The sequence below is a fragment of the Antrihabitans stalagmiti genome, assembly GCF_016482825.1.
Lineage (GTDB): Bacteria > Actinomycetota > Actinomycetes > Mycobacteriales > Mycobacteriaceae > Antrihabitans > Antrihabitans stalagmiti.
Genome location: NZ_JAEMNV010000002.1, coordinates 768215 through 785189 on the forward strand (window position 1 = coordinate 768215; position 16975 = coordinate 785189).

General features: G+C 63.3%; 13 protein-coding genes. 2 read left to right on the forward strand and 11 right to left on the reverse strand.

What is annotated here, in order from left to right; genetic code table 11:
• Window positions 1–15: 15 nt before the first annotated feature.
• Genes JGU71_RS07620 through JGU71_RS07645 form a run of 6 tightly spaced genes read right to left on the reverse strand, consistent with a single transcriptional unit; the run spans window position 16 to window position 8059 of the window.
• Window positions 16–1968 carry an acetoacetate--CoA ligase gene (locus JGU71_RS07620; protein ID WP_199703403.1) on the reverse strand — a complete coding sequence of 651 codons (1953 nt, stop codon included), beginning with the start codon at window positions 1966–1968 and terminating at the stop codon, window positions 16–18.
• Window positions 1969–1979: 11 nt separating this feature from the next.
• Window positions 1980–2807 carry an HpcH/HpaI aldolase/citrate lyase family protein gene (locus JGU71_RS07625; RefSeq protein ID WP_199703404.1) on the reverse strand — a complete coding sequence of 276 codons (828 nt, stop codon included), beginning with the start codon at window positions 2805–2807 and terminating at the stop codon, window positions 1980–1982.
• Window positions 2804–3295, reverse strand: a complete 492-nt coding sequence (locus tag JGU71_RS07630) for a MaoC family dehydratase (protein ID WP_199703405.1) — start codon at window positions 3293–3295, stop codon at window positions 2804–2806. Before JGU71_RS07630 ends, JGU71_RS07625 begins: the two co-directional genes overlap by 4 nt.
• A complete protein-coding gene (locus tag JGU71_RS07635; protein ID WP_199703406.1) occupies window positions 3292–4455 on the reverse strand; it encodes an acyl-CoA dehydrogenase family protein in 1164 nt (387 codons plus the stop codon). The genes JGU71_RS07630 and JGU71_RS07635 overlap by 4 nt, the downstream gene beginning before the upstream one ends.
• Window positions 4452–6467, reverse strand: a complete 2016-nt coding sequence (locus JGU71_RS07640) for an acetyl/propionyl/methylcrotonyl-CoA carboxylase subunit alpha (protein WP_307829543.1) — start codon at window positions 6465–6467, stop codon at window positions 4452–4454. The genes JGU71_RS07635 and JGU71_RS07640 overlap by 4 nt, the downstream gene beginning before the upstream one ends.
• A 5-nt stretch (window positions 6468–6472) precedes the next feature.
• A complete protein-coding gene (locus tag JGU71_RS07645; protein WP_199703408.1) occupies window positions 6473–8059 on the reverse strand; it encodes a carboxyl transferase domain-containing protein in 1587 nt (528 codons plus the stop codon).
• Window positions 8060–8179: 120 nt separating this feature from the next.
• Between JGU71_RS07645 and JGU71_RS07650 the strand changes: the two genes are divergently transcribed.
• Window positions 8180–8809 (forward strand): SACE_7040 family transcriptional regulator, encoded by a 630-nt coding sequence (locus JGU71_RS07650; RefSeq protein WP_307829544.1) that lies wholly within the window; start codon window positions 8180–8182, stop codon window positions 8807–8809.
• 81 nt (window positions 8810–8890) lie between these two features.
• Complete coding sequence (locus JGU71_RS07655) at window positions 8891–10981, forward strand: neutral/alkaline ceramidase (RefSeq protein ID WP_199703409.1); 2091 nt, start codon at window positions 8891–8893, stop codon at window positions 10979–10981.
• Here the strand turns inward: JGU71_RS07655 and eutC are convergent.
• The 5 genes from eutC to adh form a co-directional block, all read right to left on the reverse strand.
• Complete coding sequence (gene eutC, locus JGU71_RS07660; RefSeq protein WP_199703410.1) at window positions 10978–11736, reverse strand: ethanolamine ammonia-lyase subunit EutC; 759 nt, start codon at window positions 11734–11736, stop codon at window positions 10978–10980. The two genes, JGU71_RS07655 and eutC, sit on opposite strands and share 4 nt — an antisense overlap.
• Complete coding sequence (locus tag JGU71_RS07665) at window positions 11733–13172, reverse strand: ethanolamine ammonia-lyase subunit EutB (RefSeq protein WP_199703411.1); 1440 nt, start codon at window positions 13170–13172, stop codon at window positions 11733–11735. The genes eutC and JGU71_RS07665 overlap by 4 nt, the downstream gene beginning before the upstream one ends.
• Entirely contained in the window at window positions 13169–14635 is a 1467-nt protein-coding gene (gene eat / locus JGU71_RS07670; RefSeq protein ID WP_199703412.1) for an ethanolamine permease, read from the reverse strand. The genes JGU71_RS07665 and eat overlap by 4 nt, the downstream gene beginning before the upstream one ends.
• Window positions 14636–14814: 179 nt before the next feature.
• Complete coding sequence (locus JGU71_RS07675) at window positions 14815–15333, reverse strand: DUF779 domain-containing protein (RefSeq protein ID WP_199703413.1); 519 nt, start codon at window positions 15331–15333, stop codon at window positions 14815–14817.
• Between the two features lie 43 nt (window positions 15334–15376).
• A complete protein-coding gene (adh, locus tag JGU71_RS07680) occupies window positions 15377–16900 on the reverse strand; it encodes an aldehyde dehydrogenase (protein ID WP_199703414.1) in 1524 nt (507 codons plus the stop codon).
• Between the last annotated feature and the right edge of the window lie 75 nt (window positions 16901–16975).

Consider the following 16975-nt stretch of genomic DNA (forward strand, 5'->3'; position numbering starts at 1 on the left):
TCCGTTCGCCGGTCGCTAGTCCTTCTTCGCCATCCGGTCGGTGCCGTACGCGGCATACCACTCGATCAACTCTGGTGCATCGACAGCACTTCGGTCGACCGCGCGCGCGGCATCGCCGCCCTGGAAGATGCGCTTGATCGGCACTTCCAACTTCTTGCCTGTGCGTGTGTGCGGGATTCCCGGCGCAAGCACGATGTCGTCGGGCACATGCCGTGGCGACGCTTGGTCCCTGATCGCCGTCTTGATCCGCGTGCGTAATGCGTCGTCGAGTTCGGCATCGCCCGCAAGGACGACGAACAACGGCATCCAGTAGTCGCCGTCGGGCTGCTCGGCCCCGATCACAAGGGCTTCGGAAATCTCCGGCAAATTCTCGACCGCTTGGTAGATGTCGGCGCTACCCATTCGAATGCCGTTGCGGTTCAACGTCGAATCCGAACGACCGTGCACCTCGATGCTGCCGCGCTCGGTAATGGTGATCCAGTCGCCGTGCCGCCACACACCGGGGTAGGTGTCGAAATAGGCGTCGCGATAACGCTTTCCGTCAGGGTCGTTCCAGAACTCGATCGGCATCGACGGCATCGGCGCCGTGATCACCAGCTCACCGACCTCGCCACGCACCGACTGCCCGTTCACGTCGAACGCATCCAACGCGACGCCAAGGAACGGTACCGACAACTCCCCCGGCCAGACCGGGACCGTCCGCACACCGCCGATGAACGCCGAAACCACATCGGTACCGCCGCTGATGGAGCCAACCTGCACTCCGACGTTGTCACGCAACCACAGTGACGACGACGGCGGCAGCGCGGAGCCGGTGATGCCGACGGTACGCAGAGCGCTCAGGTCGTGATCGGTGCGCGGCACCCCACCCGCTTTGGCGCAGGCAAGTACGTAACCGGGGCTGGTCCCGAGCACGGTCACCTGTTCCCGCGCGGCAACATTCCACAGCGCGTCCGTCGTCGGATGCGACGGGCTGCCGTCGTAACACACGATGGTCGAACCGACCAGCAGACCCGCGACCTGGAAGTTCCACATCATCCAACTCGGACTCGTGTACCAGAAGAAGTTGTCGTCATGACCGATATCGGTCTGCAGCGCAACGGCTTTCAGGTGCTCCAAGAGCACTCCCCCGTGCCCGTGCACGATCCCCTTCGGCAACCCCGTCGTACCCGAGGAGAACACAACCCACAGCGGATGACCGAAAGGTACTGCAACAGAGGTTGGTTCGCTCTCACCGGCGGTAGCGTCGGCCCAGTCGATCGTGCCGTCGACCGGCGCTTCGATGCGGGAAACAAGTACGGTCGCCTGCAAGGTCGGCAGGCCAGCGCGCAACTGCTCGACCTCACCTCGCCGATCATGGGTCTTACCACCGAAGTGATACCCGTCAGCAGCGATCAATACCGTCGGATCGAGCTGGCCGAGCCGCGTCAAAGCTGCGGGAGCCGAATAGTCCTGGCCGCATGCGCTCCACACAGCGCCGAGGCTTGCTGTCGCGAGGAAGGCGACAACTGTCTCGGGAATGTTCGGCAGATATCCGACGACGCGATCACCAGTCCCAACGCCCAGACCCCGCAATGTCGCGGCGAGCGCGTCGACCTGCCGGAGCAACTCGGGCCACGACGTCTCGGTCCTTTCACCACCCTCGCCGACGTACACGATCGCCGGACGATCATCGCGTGCCTGCCTGCGAACCTGGTCGACGTAGTTCAGCTCGGCACCGGCAAACCACGTTGCGCCTGGCATCGCCGACGAGGCGAGAGCAACACCCGGTTCGGGCGAGATGATCTCGAAGTAGTCCCAGACCGCACGCCAGAATTCGTCGAGATTGTCGACGGACCAGCGCCACAGCGAGTGGTAATCGGGATAGGCAGTGCCCGTTCGCGTTTCGACAAACCGCGCAAAATCTGTGACAACAGCAGAGTCGATATCCGCAGGGCTCGGCACCCACTGTGGCTCTACTGTCGTCATCGACTGCCTTTCTATCGCGCGCTCGGCGCGCGCCGAACAATCTGTTCCGCGTGCCGCAGCACTGGTGAATCGACCATTTTTCCTTCGAACGCAAACACACCGCGCTCGGAGGCGGCTGCGGCCAAAACCCGCTGCGCCCAATCGAGCTCAGCCGCCTCAGGTGCATAAGCCTGCCTGATCACCGCGACCTGGGTCGGGTGAATTGCAACTTTCACATCGAACCCGACCGCGACAGCATCGAGCGTCTCGGTGCGCAGCCCATCGAGATCCTTGATGTCGAGGTACACCGAATCCAGCGCCAGCCGACCATGCGCTTTTCCGGCGAGCAACGACGTCGATCGGACGTGCTGCGCCACAGCGCGGTAGCGGCCATCCTCACCCCGGCTCGCGTTACCGCCGAGACCCGCAACCAGATCCTCCGCGCCCCACATGATGCCGATGGTGTTGTCGATATGGCTTGCCTCGACGACCGCGAGCGCACCGAGCGGCGACTCGATCAGCACGATCACCTGCCGCGGTGCAAGCGACCGGACATGTTCCGCCGATTCACATTTCGCAAGCATCACCCGCGGATAGTCGGTCTTCGACAGCGCCGCGATATCGAGAGCGTGGTCGTCGGTACCGACAGCATTGATTCTGACGATCGTCGAATTCGGATCGAGCGGCGTATCGACGAGAGCAGCCCGTGCGGCCGCCTTGTCGGCAGGTGCGACGCCATCCTCCAAATCCAAGATCACCACGTCGGCGATCGCAGCCGCCTTCGCAAAACGCTCCGGACGATCGGCCGGGCAGAACAGCCACGCCGGACCCGGTGACACCCAGGTGGCAACATCGGTCATGTCACGTCCTCCTCGGGTCGCTTCCGGACCAGGGTCTTGCGGGTCGCCGTTGCAACAACATCGCCGTGCTGGTTACGAGCAGTATGCGCGAACGTGATGATGCCCTCCCCAGGGCGGCTCTTCGACTCACGCTTGTCCGTGATCACAGTCTCCGCATACATCGTGTCACCGTGAAACAGCGGCTTCGGAAACGCAATATCCGAAAATCCCAAATTCGCGACGATCGTCCCCTGCGTCAACTGCGCCACCGACAAACCGACAAGCGTCGACAACGTGAACATCGAATTCACCAACCGCTGATTGAACGGCGGCAACTGCTCACTGAACGCCGCGTCCAAATGCAGAGCCTGAGTGTTCATCGTCAACGTCGTGAACAGAACATTGTCCGCCTCTGTGATTGTCCGACCGGGACGATGTTCGTACACGACATCGGTGTCGAACTCCTCGAACCAGAGTCCGCGCTGAACTATGCGTGCCGGGCCGCTCACAGGCCGGCTTCTCTTGCTATCAGCATCAACTGCACCTCTGTTGTGCCCTCGCCGATTTCGAGGATCTTGCTGTCACGGTAGTGACGCGCCACCGAGTACTCGTTCATAAATCCGTAGCCACCGAAGATCTGCGTCGCATCACGGGCATTGTCCATCGCCGCCTCGCTGCCGACCAGCTTCGCAATCGACGCCTGCTTCTTGAACGGCTTACCCGCCAACATCCGAGCCGCCGCGTCGTAATACGCGGTCCGCGCGACATGCGCCCGAACCTCCATACGCGCGATCTTGAAGGCGATCGCCTGATTGCGCCCGATCGCCTGACCGAACGCCTCACGCTCCTTGGCGTACTTCACGCTTTCGTCCACGCACCCCTGCGCAGCGCCAACACTCAGCGCGGCGAGCGCGATTCGGCCCTCGTCGAGGATCCGGAGGAAGTTCGCATAGCCGCGACCACGCTCGCCAAGGAGGTTCTCCTCGGGCACGCGCACATCCTGGAACGTCAGCGGATGCGTGTCCGAGGCATTCCAACCAACCTTGTTGTAGGCAGGCTCGGCCGTGAACCCTGGCGTATCGGTCGGCACGATGATCGTCGAGATCTCCTTCGCGCCGTTGTCACGCTGACCAGTCACCGCCGTGACCGTCACCAGTCGGGTGATGTCGGTGCCGGAGTTGGTGATGAACTGCTTGTTGCCGTTGATGATCCACTCGCCGCTGTCGGCCTTTGCGGTAGTCCGTGTTCCGCCCGCGTCGCTACCTGCACCGGGCTCCGTCAGACCGAAGGCCCCCAACGCTTTTCCACTCGTCAGCATGGGCAGCCACTCTTCACGCTGCGCGTCGGTGCCGAACCGGAAGATCGGCATCGCACCGAGTGAGACACCTGCTTCCAAGGTCACCGCAACACTCTGGTCGACCTTGCCGAGTTCCTCGAGGGCGAGGCACAGTGCGAAGTAGTCGCCACCCATGCCGCCGACCTCCTCGGGAAACGGCAGCCCGAACAGACCCATGTCGGCCATTCCGGCGATCACTTCGTACGGGAACGTGTGGTTCGCATCGTGTTCGGCCGCAACAGGGGCCACGACCGACTGCGCAAAATCGCGGACCGTCTTCGCGAGCTGCAAGTATTCGTCGGGCAGTTCGCCCGTGGACAGAGTGTCGGTCATGATGCATCCCTGGTTTCGTTTGTTTCGGATTCGGTGTCTTTGGAGGGCGTTACTCGGACGAGCAGCTGGTCGACCTTCACCTGATCGCCCTGTGCCACAAGTAGTTCGACCACGCCGTCGATCGGTGAGGTGAGCGCGTGTTCCATCTTCATGGCCTCGACCACGACGACCGCGGTACCGGCCGTGACGGTCGCACCGTTCTCGACGTTGACGGCGATCACGGCACCCGGCATCGGACTGGTGATCTCGGCGTCGCCGGTGTGGGCGTCACCCGCACGGATGCTGACCTCGCGCACCTCACGCACGACTGTCGTTCCGTCGATGCCCGCGAGCCAGATGAGGCCGTCGTGGGTCGCAACGAGGTAGTCCGCACGCAGTCCGTCGATCGTCACAGCGAGTACGCCATCGTGCAGTTCGGCACTCATGGCCCGAGAATCGTTGTCCTCGATCGCAACTCGGGCATCGGTCGGCGTGCCGGTGATGCGCACATGATCGGTGCGAGCGGGCGTCGACAGCCGGAAGCTGGTCGGCGCTGTCGTCCCGATGCGCCAGCCGGATGGCGTCGACCACGGATCCGATCCGGCGCTCTGCCAGCCCTGGATCCAGCGATACACACCAGCCGCGATGAAGACGTCGTCCGTCGGTTCCGCCGCGACGAAGTCCTCGACACGACGGTCGAGCAGTCCGGTATCCAGCCGACCCGCGACGACGTCGGGGTCGGCGAGCAGGAAGCGCGCGAACTCGATGTTGGTGACAACGCCGAGCACCGCGGTCTGCGCGAGTGCGCGGTCGAGTTTGCGCAGCGCGGCCGCACGGTCGGCGGCGTGCACGATCACCTTCGACAGCATCGGATCGTAGTCGGAGCCGACGACCGTCCCGCGCCGCAGTCCCGAATCCACTCGCACGCCAACGCCGCTCGGCTCGACGAGGTCGACGACGGTGCCACCGGTCGGTAGGAAACCCCGCGACGGGTCCTCGGCGTAAACACGGGTTTCGATGGCGTGGCCAGTCATCGTGATGTCGTCCTGGCCGATCGAGAGTTCTTCGCCCGCCGCGATCCGCACCTGCCACTCGACCAAGTCCTGTCCGGTGACCAGCTCGGTCACGGGGTGTTCGACTTGAAGTCGGGTGTTCATCTCCATGAAGAAGAACTCGTCCGGACTGTCGGCGGAGACGATGAATTCGACTGTGCCCGCGCCTATGTAGTCGACACTGCGCGCCGTGTTGCACGCTGCGGCGCCGATGCGGGCACGGGTCGCTTCGTCGAGCAGCGGAGAAGGTGCTTCTTCGATCACCTTCTGGTGGCGACGTTGCAGACTGCATTCACGTTCGCCGAGGTGAATGATGTTGCCGTGTTTGTCGGCAAGCACTTGCACCTCGATGTGCCTTGGCCGCAACACGAACCGTTCGAGGAACAGTGTGTCGTCGCCGAAAGCCGACGCAGCCTCGCGGCGCGCACTCGCCAGAGCGGCAGGCAGATCAGCGGGGTCCTCGACCATCCGCATACCCTTGCCGCCGCCACCCGCTGACGGTTTGACGAGCACCGGATATCCGATGTCGACCGCGGCGTCGATCAACTCGGCGTCGGTCAGACCCGGCCGCGCGATGCCAGGGACGACTGGGACGTCGAACTTCGCTACAGCGTTCTTCGCCGTGATCTTGTCGCCCATCACCTCGATGGCGTGAGTCGACGGACCGACGAATTCGATACCCGCTTCGTCGAGCGCGGCGGCGAACTTCGCGTTCTCGGAAAGGAACCCGTAGCCGGGGTGCACGGCTTGCGCGCCGGTCCGCTGAGCAGCTGCAACGACCTTGCCGATGTCGAGGTAGCTCTCGCGAGCCGCGGCAGGTCCGAGCAGTACTGCGATGTCGGCTTCGTGCACGTGGCGGGCATCGGCGTCGGCCTCGCTGTAGACCGCGACCGAGCGAATACCCATGGCACGCAGTGTCCGAATCACGCGGACTGCGATCTCGCCGCGGTTCGCTACAAGGATGGTGTCGATCCGTTTCACCCGTCTCACATCCTGAATACGCCGTAGGAGACCGGCTCGATCGGTGCCTGCGCGCATACCGAAAGTGCCAGTCCGAGAATGGTTCTGGTGTCGGCCGGATCGATGACCCCATCGTCCCACAGCCGCGCCGTCGAATAGTAGGGATTGCCCTGACGCTCGTACTGGTCGCGAATCGGGGCCTTGAACGTCTCCTCGTCGTCGGCCGACCACGGCTTGCCCGACGAGTCGAGTTGATCGCTTCGCACTGTCGCCAACACCGATGCCGCCTGCTCCCCGCCCATAACCGAGATGCGCGCGTTCGGCCACATCCAGAGGAACCGAGGTGAGTACGCGCGGCCGCACATCGAATAGTTTCCCGCGCCGTACGATCCGCCGATAACGACCGTGAGCTTGGGGACCCGAGCGCACGCGACGGCGGTGACCATCTTCGCGCCGTGCTTGGCGATGCCCGCGGCCTCGTAGTCGCGACCGACCATAAACCCGGAGATGTTCTGCAGGAACAGCAACGGTATCGAGCGCTTATCGCACAACTCGATGAAATGTGCACCCTTCATGGCGGATTCGCCGAAGAGGACGCCGTTGTTGGCGATGATCCCGACGGGGTGGCCGTGGATGTGGGCGAACCCGGTCACAAGGGTCTTGCCGTACTCGGCTTTGAACTCCTGAAATTCGCCGGCGTCGACAACGCGGGTGATCACTTCGTGGACGTCGTACGGTGTGCGCGGATCGGTCGGCACGACGTCGTAGAGGTCGGTCTGCGGCGCGATCGCATCTCGCGGCAGCAGCCTGTCCCACGGCAGCGCATTGCGCGGACCGAACGTCGCGACGATGCGACGCACGATTCGCAGTGCGTCCTGATCGTCTTCGGCGAGGTGGTCGGTGACGCCGGAGACCTTCGAGTGCAGATCGCCGCCGCCGAGGTCTTCGGCCGTGACAACTTCACCCGTTGCGGCTTTCACCAACGGTGGTCCACCGAGGAAGATCGTGCCCTGATTGCGGACGATCACAGCCTCGTCGCTCATCGCGGGGACGTACGCGCCACCAGCGGTGCACGACCCCATCACCGATGCGATCTGCGGGATGCCCTTGGCACTCATATTGGCCTGGTTGTAGAAAATGCGCCCGAAGTGTTCGCGGTCGGGAAACACTTCGTCCTGGCGCGGGAGGAAGGCACCACCGGAGTCGACGAGGTAAATGCACGGCAGATGATTCTGCAGCGCGATCTCCTGCGCTCGCAGATGCTTCTTGACCGACATCGGGTAGTACGTTCCGCCCTTGACGGTGGCGTCGTTGGCGATGATCAGGCATTCGCGACCCGATACTCGGCCGATGCCTGCGATGACGCCCGCGCCTGGGCACTCGTCGTCGTAGAGCCCGTTGGCAGCGAGTGGGGCGATCTCGAGAAACGGACTGCCCGCATCGAGAAGGGTGTTCACTCGATCCCTTGGCAGCAGTTTGCCGCGGCTCACATGGCGTTCTCGCGACCGTTCGGGTCCGCCGAGTGCAGCCTGCGCAAGCCTGCCTTTCAGGTCGTCGACCAACGCGATGTGCTCGGCCCGGTAACCGGTGCCGACGTCTGCAGTGACTGTCATCCGCCATCCTCGAGAGTTCGTAGTCGATCCAGGAAAATGCTCAATCGGGTTAATCGCCAATAACTGAAATCTAAGATAACCTTCATTAACTGAGTTGTCCAGACAGCAGGGAGGTGAGCAATGAGCGCCATGCCGGATCGCGATACCCAAGTCGCAGACGATGCCCCGCCTCCACTCACCCGCCGCGAGCAGATGAAAGCCGATCGGCGCAGCCAACTACTCACCGCCGCAGCACGATTGATTGCAGAGCGCGGCTTTCCCGGCCTCCGACTCGAAGACCTCGGCGCCGCGGCGGGAATCAGCGGGCCCGCGGTCTACCGCCACTTCCCCAACAAGGAAGCAGTGCTTGTCGAACTGCTCGGCGGCATCAGTCAGCGTCTACTCGCCGGCGGTACGTCGGTGGCCGACAACGCCGCGACACCGACCGAAGCGCTGGACAATCTCGTCGAATTCCACCTCGACTTCGCACTCTCCGAGCCCGACCTCATCCGCATCCAGGATCGCGACCTGCAGAGCCTGCCCGCTCCGGCCCGTCGACAGGTTCGCCGAGCGCAGCGCCAATACGTCGAGGTGTGGGTGAAAGTTTTGCAGCAGGTCGACTCACGACTTTCCGAGTCCGACGCTCGCGTCAAAGCGCACGCAACGTTCGGTCTCATCAACTCGACGCCCCACAGCGCGAATCCGTCGTCGCCTGCACAGGCGCGGCGGGTCCTCAAGCAGATGACACTCGCCGGCCTCGCACCGAACTGATTTACCTGTTTCCTGGACACTTGACCAGTTAGCGTGCAGAATCTTCGAGAGAAACTTTCCCGAACGAATGTAGGTAGGACGTTGCAGACGCCAGGACAGCCGGAAAACGCACACCAGCATCGGTCCGGCATTCCTCGCCGTACCGTGCTCACCTCTGCGGCTGTTGCCGCGTTCGCAGCAGCAGCTGCGGGCGCCCTCGGCAATCCTGCGCGCGCGAGAGCTGTGCCGTCGAACTCCGGTTCGCTACTCGTCGGGCGTGGCATCGCCGACATGACGGGCGAGCTCCTCGGTGCAGGCATGAACGGCTACGGGGCGTTCGAGCAAGTCACGACAGGACTGCACCTGCGGCAACGCTCTCGCGCATTCATTTTTCAGGACACCGCGAGCAACACCCGGCTCGTGCACGTCACCACCGAGACCGGGCTGATGTTTCAGAGCACCTTCGAAGAGGTCTTACGCAGGCTCAGCGCCGAATTCGGGGATCTCTATCACCGTGGAAACGTTCTACTCTCGGCCACACACACGCATGCCGGGCCGGGCGGCAACTCCGGTCATCTGCTCTACGACATCACGGTCACAGGCTTCCGTCCGGCGACCTTCGAAGCGAATGTCGCAGGCATCGTCGAATCGATCATCATGGCGCACAACGACATTGCCCCAGCGATCTTGGGACTCACCCGTTCCAGCCTGAGCGACGCAGGAGTCAACCGGTCCGCACCCGCATTCGACAACGACCCCGCGATCGACAGGGCAGCATTCCCCGACCGCATCGACCCGCAGTCGACGACGCTGCACATCAGCCGCGGCGGCACCGTCGACGGCGCCATCAACTGGTTCGCAACTCACGGCACGTCGATGAAAGCGACGAACACGATCGTCAGCAGCGACAACAAGGGCTACGCCGCCTACCGCTGGGAACGCGAAGAAGTGGGTATCGACTACCTCGCGAACAACAACAGCATCGTTGCGGCGTTCGCCCAGAGCAACCCCGGCGACATCTCACCCAACCTCGACCTGCAGCCAGGCGAGGGACCGACCGACGACGAGTTCCAGAACACTCGGATCATCGGGGATCGCCAATATCAGGCCGCGCGTTCACAATCCGGCGGCACCGGCATCGGTGGTGGCATCGACATTCGCTGGCGTTACGTGGACATGAGCAACGTGACCGTGGCACCGGAATTCACCGGCGACGGCCGCGAACACAAGACCGCACCTGCCATGCTCGGCGCATCCTTCGCGGCGGGTAGCCAAGAAGACGGTGGTGCAGGCGAAGACTTTCCGTTCAACGAAGGTGAACGCGGCGGCAACCCCATGGTGAAGGCCGTCACCGACCAGATCTTCGCGATTACGCCAGACATTTTGGCCGCGCAGGCGCCGAAAGAAATTCTCCTTCCCGTCGGCCTCGTCCCAGGTGTCGTGCAACAGGTCTTCCCGTTCTACGTCGTCCGCATCGGCACACTCCACCTCGTCTCGCTGCCCTTCGAAGTGACGATCGTCTCCGGGCTTCGACTGCGTCGCACCGTCTCCGAGATTCTCGGTACACCGACCGATTCGATCATCGTCCAGGGTTACACCAACGCCTACGGCCACTACCTCACGACGCCGGAGGAGTACGACACTCAGAACTACGAAGGCGGCTCGACCCTGTTCGGCCGATGGCAACTGCCTGCCGTCACGCAGATCGTCGCCCAACTTGCGACCGCTCTACGCGACGGAACGCCTGTCGACCCCGGCGGGCCCGCGAGCGACGACGCCACCGCTCGGATTCCGGTGAGTCCGAGCGGGCAGCCGATCGTCGACATGCCTCCCGCAGGGCGAGCCTTCGGCGACGTTCTTGCCGAGCCCGCAGCGGCGTACGCAATGGGCCAACAGGCGAAAGCTGTTTTCGCGGGGGCGAATCCGAACAACAACCTGCGACGTGGCGACACCTACCTCACCGTCGAGCGCAAAGACGGTGCCGCGTGGAAGCGCATCGCCGACGACGGCGACTGGTCCACCAAACTGCTCGTCGAGCAGAACCTGCTCGTCACCACCGTCACGGTCACGTGGGACATTCCGTCCGGTCAGCAACCCGGAACACATCGCATCGTCTATCAGGGCGATGCGCGCGACATCTCAGGCCGGGTGTTCCCGATCAGAGGCGCAAGCCGGGAATTCGAAATCGCCTAGTGCGGCTCCGCCGCAGCGCCTAATTCGTCACGCGAATTGTCCTTGAGGGCAACGCCGGATCGGCCGAGGGCACGGGCACCTGAGACAAGTCCTGCCGCAATCCGAGCGGCCACGGTGTAGCCGAGTCCCTCCGGTGGGTGGATGTTCGAGATGCAGTTGCGGTCCGCGTCGGTACGACTCGTGTCGGGCAGATGGGTGAGGTAGATGCCGAGGCTGTCCGCGACCGACAGACCCGGCCGCTCACCGATGAGCACGATGACCGTCCGCACACCCATCGCGACGGCGATGTGGTCGCCGAGCGCGACGCGTGCCTGCGTTGCGATGACGGGCGGAGCGAGGGAGTATCCGTCGCCGAGTTCGGTGGCGAGCGCGGCAAGCAGACCGGCGCCGTGTTCCATCAGCGCCAGCGGTGAAAGTCCATCGCTCAGCACGAATCCCACGTCCGCATCGGTGCGCGGCACAGCGGTGAGATCGTCGGGCTGGCGACCGAGATCGGGACGCCTCAGGTACTCACCTCGTGAGGTAGCGAGGCTGGTTACGACGACCGGATCGCCGATGCCGACCGCCGCTACGGCAGCAACCAACGTGTCCACATCGAGCGGGACATGCACTGCATCGCGCGCTGCCGCATGGGCGGCCTTGAACTCGAGGACCCGCTGAGTTGGCAACGAATCCCCCGCGCGACCGAGCCCGATCCGCGACTGGGTGCTCTGGCGCAGCTCGTCCCAGAATGCCGCGGTACTGAGCTCTGTCACGACACCCTCGCAGGAGGTGCGGTCAGGGCATTCAGCGGCGACTCCCCGATGTCGATCGAGAGGATTCGACCGGCGCGATCGGTCATTCCGAGTCGATGCAGCCAGGCCTCGAATTCAGGTGCGGGCCGCAGACCGAGCACCTGCCGAACGTAGAGCGCGTCGTGGAACGACAGACTCTGGTAGCCGAGCATCACATCGTCGGCACCGGGCACCGCGATGACGAATGCCGCGCCGGCTGCGCCCAGGAGCGTCAGCAGGTTGTCCATGTCGTCTTGGTCGGCCTCGGCATGGTTGGTGTAGCAGACATCGACACCCATCGGCAGACCGAGCAACTTGCCGCAGAAATGATCTTCCAAGCCTGCGCGAATGATCTGCTTGCCGTCGTAGAGATACTCGGGGCCGATGAACCCGACGACGGTGTTGACGAGCAACGGTTCCAAATCGCGCGCCACGGCGTATGCCCGCGTCTCCAATGTCTGCTGGTCGACGGGCGCGCCCCCGGTACCGAGATGACAGCCGGAACTCAGCGCCGACCCCTGCCCGGTCTCGAGGTACATCACGTTGTTGCCGACCGTGCCGCGGCCGAGTGATCGCCCTGCCGCATTGGCTTCCCGCAGCAACGAAATATCAACGCCGAAGCTAGAATTCGCGCCCTGTGTACCTGCGATCGATTGGAAGACCAGGTCGACGGGCACACCCTTGCCGATCAGTTCCATCGTCGTGGTGACGTGGCTCAGCACACAGGACTGCGCTGGAATCTCGTACCGCAGCCGGATGTCGTCCAACAGGTACAGCAGGTCTGCTGTCGCCTTGGGCGAGTCGGTGGCCGGGTTGATGCCGATCACCGCGTCACCGCAGCCGAGCAACAGGCCGTCCAACGTCGACGCCGCGATACCGCGCGGATCGTCGGTCGGATGATTGGGCTGCAACCGAGTGCTCAGACGGCCCGGCAGCCCGACCGTCGTTCGGAATGCAGCTGTCACCGACGCTGCACGGGCGACCGCGATCAGATCCTGGTTTCGCATGATCTTGCTGACCGCGGCAACCATTTCCGGTGTCAAAGCACCGGCTACCGTTGTCAATTGCGTCGCCGGGTCGGTGCCTGCCGCTACGTCCAACAGCCAATCCCGCAGACCGCCGACGGTCAGATGCGACAACATTCGAAACGCAACGCGATCGTGGGAATCGATGATCAGCCGCGTCACTTCGTCGTCCTCGTACGGCACGACGAGTTCCTCGAGGAACACGCCGAGCGGCACGTCCGCAAGGGCCCATTGCGCTGCTGCGCGTTCGGCATCCGACGCTGCCGCACAGCCGGCAAGTTCGTCACCCGATCGTCGCGGGGTGGCTTTCGCGAGCAGATCGACGATGCCGTTGAAGGAGTAGGTGACTCCTCCGATCCGATGCGAGTACGCCTTCTGCAGCGATCCCGTCATTCCAGATCTTCTTCGGCCTTGGCCAGAATCGCGAACTCCTCGTCGGGCGAGTTGGCCACCAGGTGGTGACGGCTGTAGAGCCCGAAGTACGCCATAAACGCACCGAATGCCACGAACGTCCACAGTGCGGCAACAGGATCGACGAGGAAGGTCGCGACGACCGCAGCCGCGGCGATCACGAGTGCAAACCCTGTTGTCACGATGCCGCCGGGCGTGCGGTAGGGCCGCGGCATTTCCGGCTCCCGAACACGAAGCACTATGTGGCTGACCATCATCAGCACGTAGCTGACAGCTGCACCGAAAACAGCCATGTTGAGCAGCATCGCGCCTTCGCCGGTCAGCGAAAGGACGAAGCCGATCACGCCCGGTACGACGAGGGCGAGTGTCGGTGCCTTTCGCGAATTCGTGACCGACAGATTCTTGGGTAGGTACCCGGCTCGAGAGAGAGCGAACGTCTGGCGTGAGTAGGCGTACATGATCGAGAAGAAGCTGGCGACGAGGCCTGCCAGGCCGATGTAGTTGACGACCTTCGCGACGGTTCCGTCACCGAGTGCCTCGACCAGAGGATTGCCCGACACCGACAGTGCGCCCGCGCCCAGTGCTCCGGTGGCGAGAAGCAAGACGGCCGCTGCGGTGATCAGCAGCACCAACATGGCGATGATGATGCCTTTCGGCACGTTCTTCTCGGGATCGCGAGCTTCCTCGGCGGCGAGCGGAACACCTTCCACGGCGAGGAAGAACCAGATGGCGAACGGCACAGCGGCCCAGATTCCGAACAATCCGAACGGGAGGAACGACGACGCTCCGACGGCATCGGTCGCGGGGATGTCGGTCAGATTGCCTGATTCGAAAAGGCCGATCGACGCGACGGCGAACACCAGCAGACCGACCAGCGCGATTGCGGTGATGACGAACATCGCCTTCAGCGCTTCGCCCGCACCCGTCAGGTGAATGCCGATGAAGATCGCGTACACGGCGAGGTAGATCCACCAACCGTCGGTGATGCCGAACAGATCGAGCGACTCGACATACGACCCGATGAAGGTGGCAATTGCTGCCGGCGCAATCGCGTACTCGATGAGAATAGCTGTGCCCGTTGCGAATCCGCCCCATGGGCCAAGCGCGCGACGCGCGAAGGTGTAGCCGCCACCCGCTGCGGGCAACGCGGACGACAGTTCGGCCATGCCGAGCACCATCGCGAGGTACATCGCGGCGATGACGATCGCCGCGATCATCAGGCCACCGAACCCACCCTCCGCGAGACCGTTGTTCCAACCTGCGTAGTCACCCGAGATGACGTAGCTGACACCGAGGCCGGCCAGCAGCAACCAACCGGCAGTGCCCTTTTTCAGTGTTCGTTTGGCGAGATAATCGCCTGCCTCGTCATGGGATTCGGTACCGCCGTGACGTCCTGCGCCTGCTTTGGTGGCGGCGTCTTTGGGCGGGGGCTCAGCGATCGACATGGTTGTTCCTCTTCATCTACTCCGATCGGAGCCCCGATCGATGGTGTGCGGGGTACCGGCATTCGACCGGCACGCGACGATGGGCGCCTGGATATCTTGTGAGACACCATAGGCGGGCCGATCGTTGCGATGATGAGCCGTGCGTGACGACGAAGTTACGTGCATTTATTTCACCGCATTCAGCGGCGAATGGGAACCGGGCAGGCCTCGGAAGCTTCGGCGACGACCTGGGGTTGGTCGGGCGGGAGTGGCCGCCTACCTTCTTCCCAATCGACGCCGACGAACAACGGCTCTGCGGCGAGGATGTCGTTCTCCTCGGCCGTGAACGCGCGTGCTCTGCTGAGAAATCGCATACCCTCCGGCGTTTCGAGGCTGAAGCCCGAGCCACGACCGGGCACCGCATCCAGGATCAGCTGGGTGTGTTTCCATGCCTCGAACTGCGAACCCGAGATCCAGACCGCCATCGCATCTGCGCCGTCGGGCAGATCCTTGGGAATTTCGCCGACCTCGAGCCGCAGATCGACGACGCCGAGCAACACGTCACGGTCGCCGACGATGAACTCCCCATCGGGGTAGCACATCGGCGACGACCCGTCACAGCACCCGCCGGACTGATGCATCATCAGTCCACCGTGGATCCCGCGGAGGCGACGCAATAGGTCCGTCGCCTCCGCGGTAGCTACGAGCCTGGCAACCATCAGAGGTTGCCCGGAGGCCCGGTGACAACGAAGCAGTTGTTCATCAGAAGAAGCCCATTGCCTTCGGGGCGTAGCTGACGAGCAGGTTCTTCGTCTGCTGGTAGTGATCCAGCATCATCTTGTGGTTCTCACGTCCGATGCCGGACTGCTTGTACCCACCGAAGGCTGCGTGCGCGGGGTACTGGTGGTAGGTGTTCGTCCACACCCGGCCTGCCTTGATGTCGCGGCCTGCGCGGTACGCGGTGCCGCCGTCACGCGACCACACGCCTGCACCGAGGCCGTAGAGGGTGTCGTTGGCCTGGGAGATGGCGTCGTCGTAATCGGTGAACGAGGCGACGGAGACAACCGGTCCGAAGATCTCTTCCTGGAAGATCCGCATCTTGTTGTGGCCGGTGAAGATCGTCGGCTGCACGTAGTACCCGCCGTTGAGGTCGCCGCCGAGCTGGGCGCGCTCGCCGCCGGTGACGAGTTGGGCACCTTCGCCCTTGCCGATCTCGATGTAGGAGAGGATCTTCTCGAGCTGATCGTTGGATGCCTGCGCACCGATCATCGTCTCGGAGTCGAGCGGATTGCCTTGGCGCACAGCCTTTGTCCTGATGGCGGCCAGTGCGAGGAACTCGTCGTAGATGTCGGACTGGATCAGCGAACGCGACGGGCAGGTGCAGACCTCACCCTGGTTGAGGGCGAACATCGTGAAGCCTTCGAGCGCCTTGTCCTGGTAGTCGTCGTTGGCGGAGAGCACATCGGAGAAGAAGATGTTGGGGCTCTTGCCACCGAGTTCCAGCGTGACCGGAATCAGGTTCTGCGAGGCGTACTGCATGATCAGGCGACCCGTTGTGGTCTCGCCGGTGAACGCGATCTTCGCGATTCGGTTGCTCGAAGCGAGCGGCTTACCTGCCTCGGTGCCGAAGCCGTTGACGATGTTGAGCACGCCGGCGGGCAGCAGATCGCCGATGACGGAAATCAAGTACAGGATCGAGGCCGGAGTCTGCTCGGCCGGCTTCAGCACGATCGCGTTGCCTGCAGCCAAAGCGGGTGCGAGCTTCCATACAGCCATGAGGATCGGGAAGTTCCACGGAATGATCTGCCCGACAACGCCGAGCGGCTCGTGGAAGTGGTAGGCGACTGTGTCCACGTCGATCTCGGACAGCGAACCTTCCTGTGCCCGAATGGCTCCCGCGAAGTAGCGGAAGTGATCGATGGCGAGAGGGATGTCGGCTGCGAGCGTCTCGCGGATGGGCTTTCCGTTGTCCCACGATTCGGCGAGCGCGATGGACTCGAGGTTTTCTTCGATCCGATCGGCGATCTTGTTGAGGATGACGGCGCGTTCTGCTGCCGACGTCTTGCCCCATGCGGGTGCCGCGGCATGCGCTGCATCGAGTGCGAGTTCGATGTCTTCTGCTGTCGAGCGTGCGACCTCACAGAAGTTCTCACCGGTGACGGGAGTCGGGTTTTCGAAGTACTGACCCTTGACCGGCGCGACCCACTGTCCACCGATCCAGTTGTCGTAGCGGGATTGGAAAGACATGAGGGCATCTTCGGTCCCTGGGCGGGCGAAAACAGTCATCGAGGCTCCTTGTTAGATCACATAAACTTCCTGTGATCCAGAACACTACGAGCGCGACGTTGCAACAACGTTGGG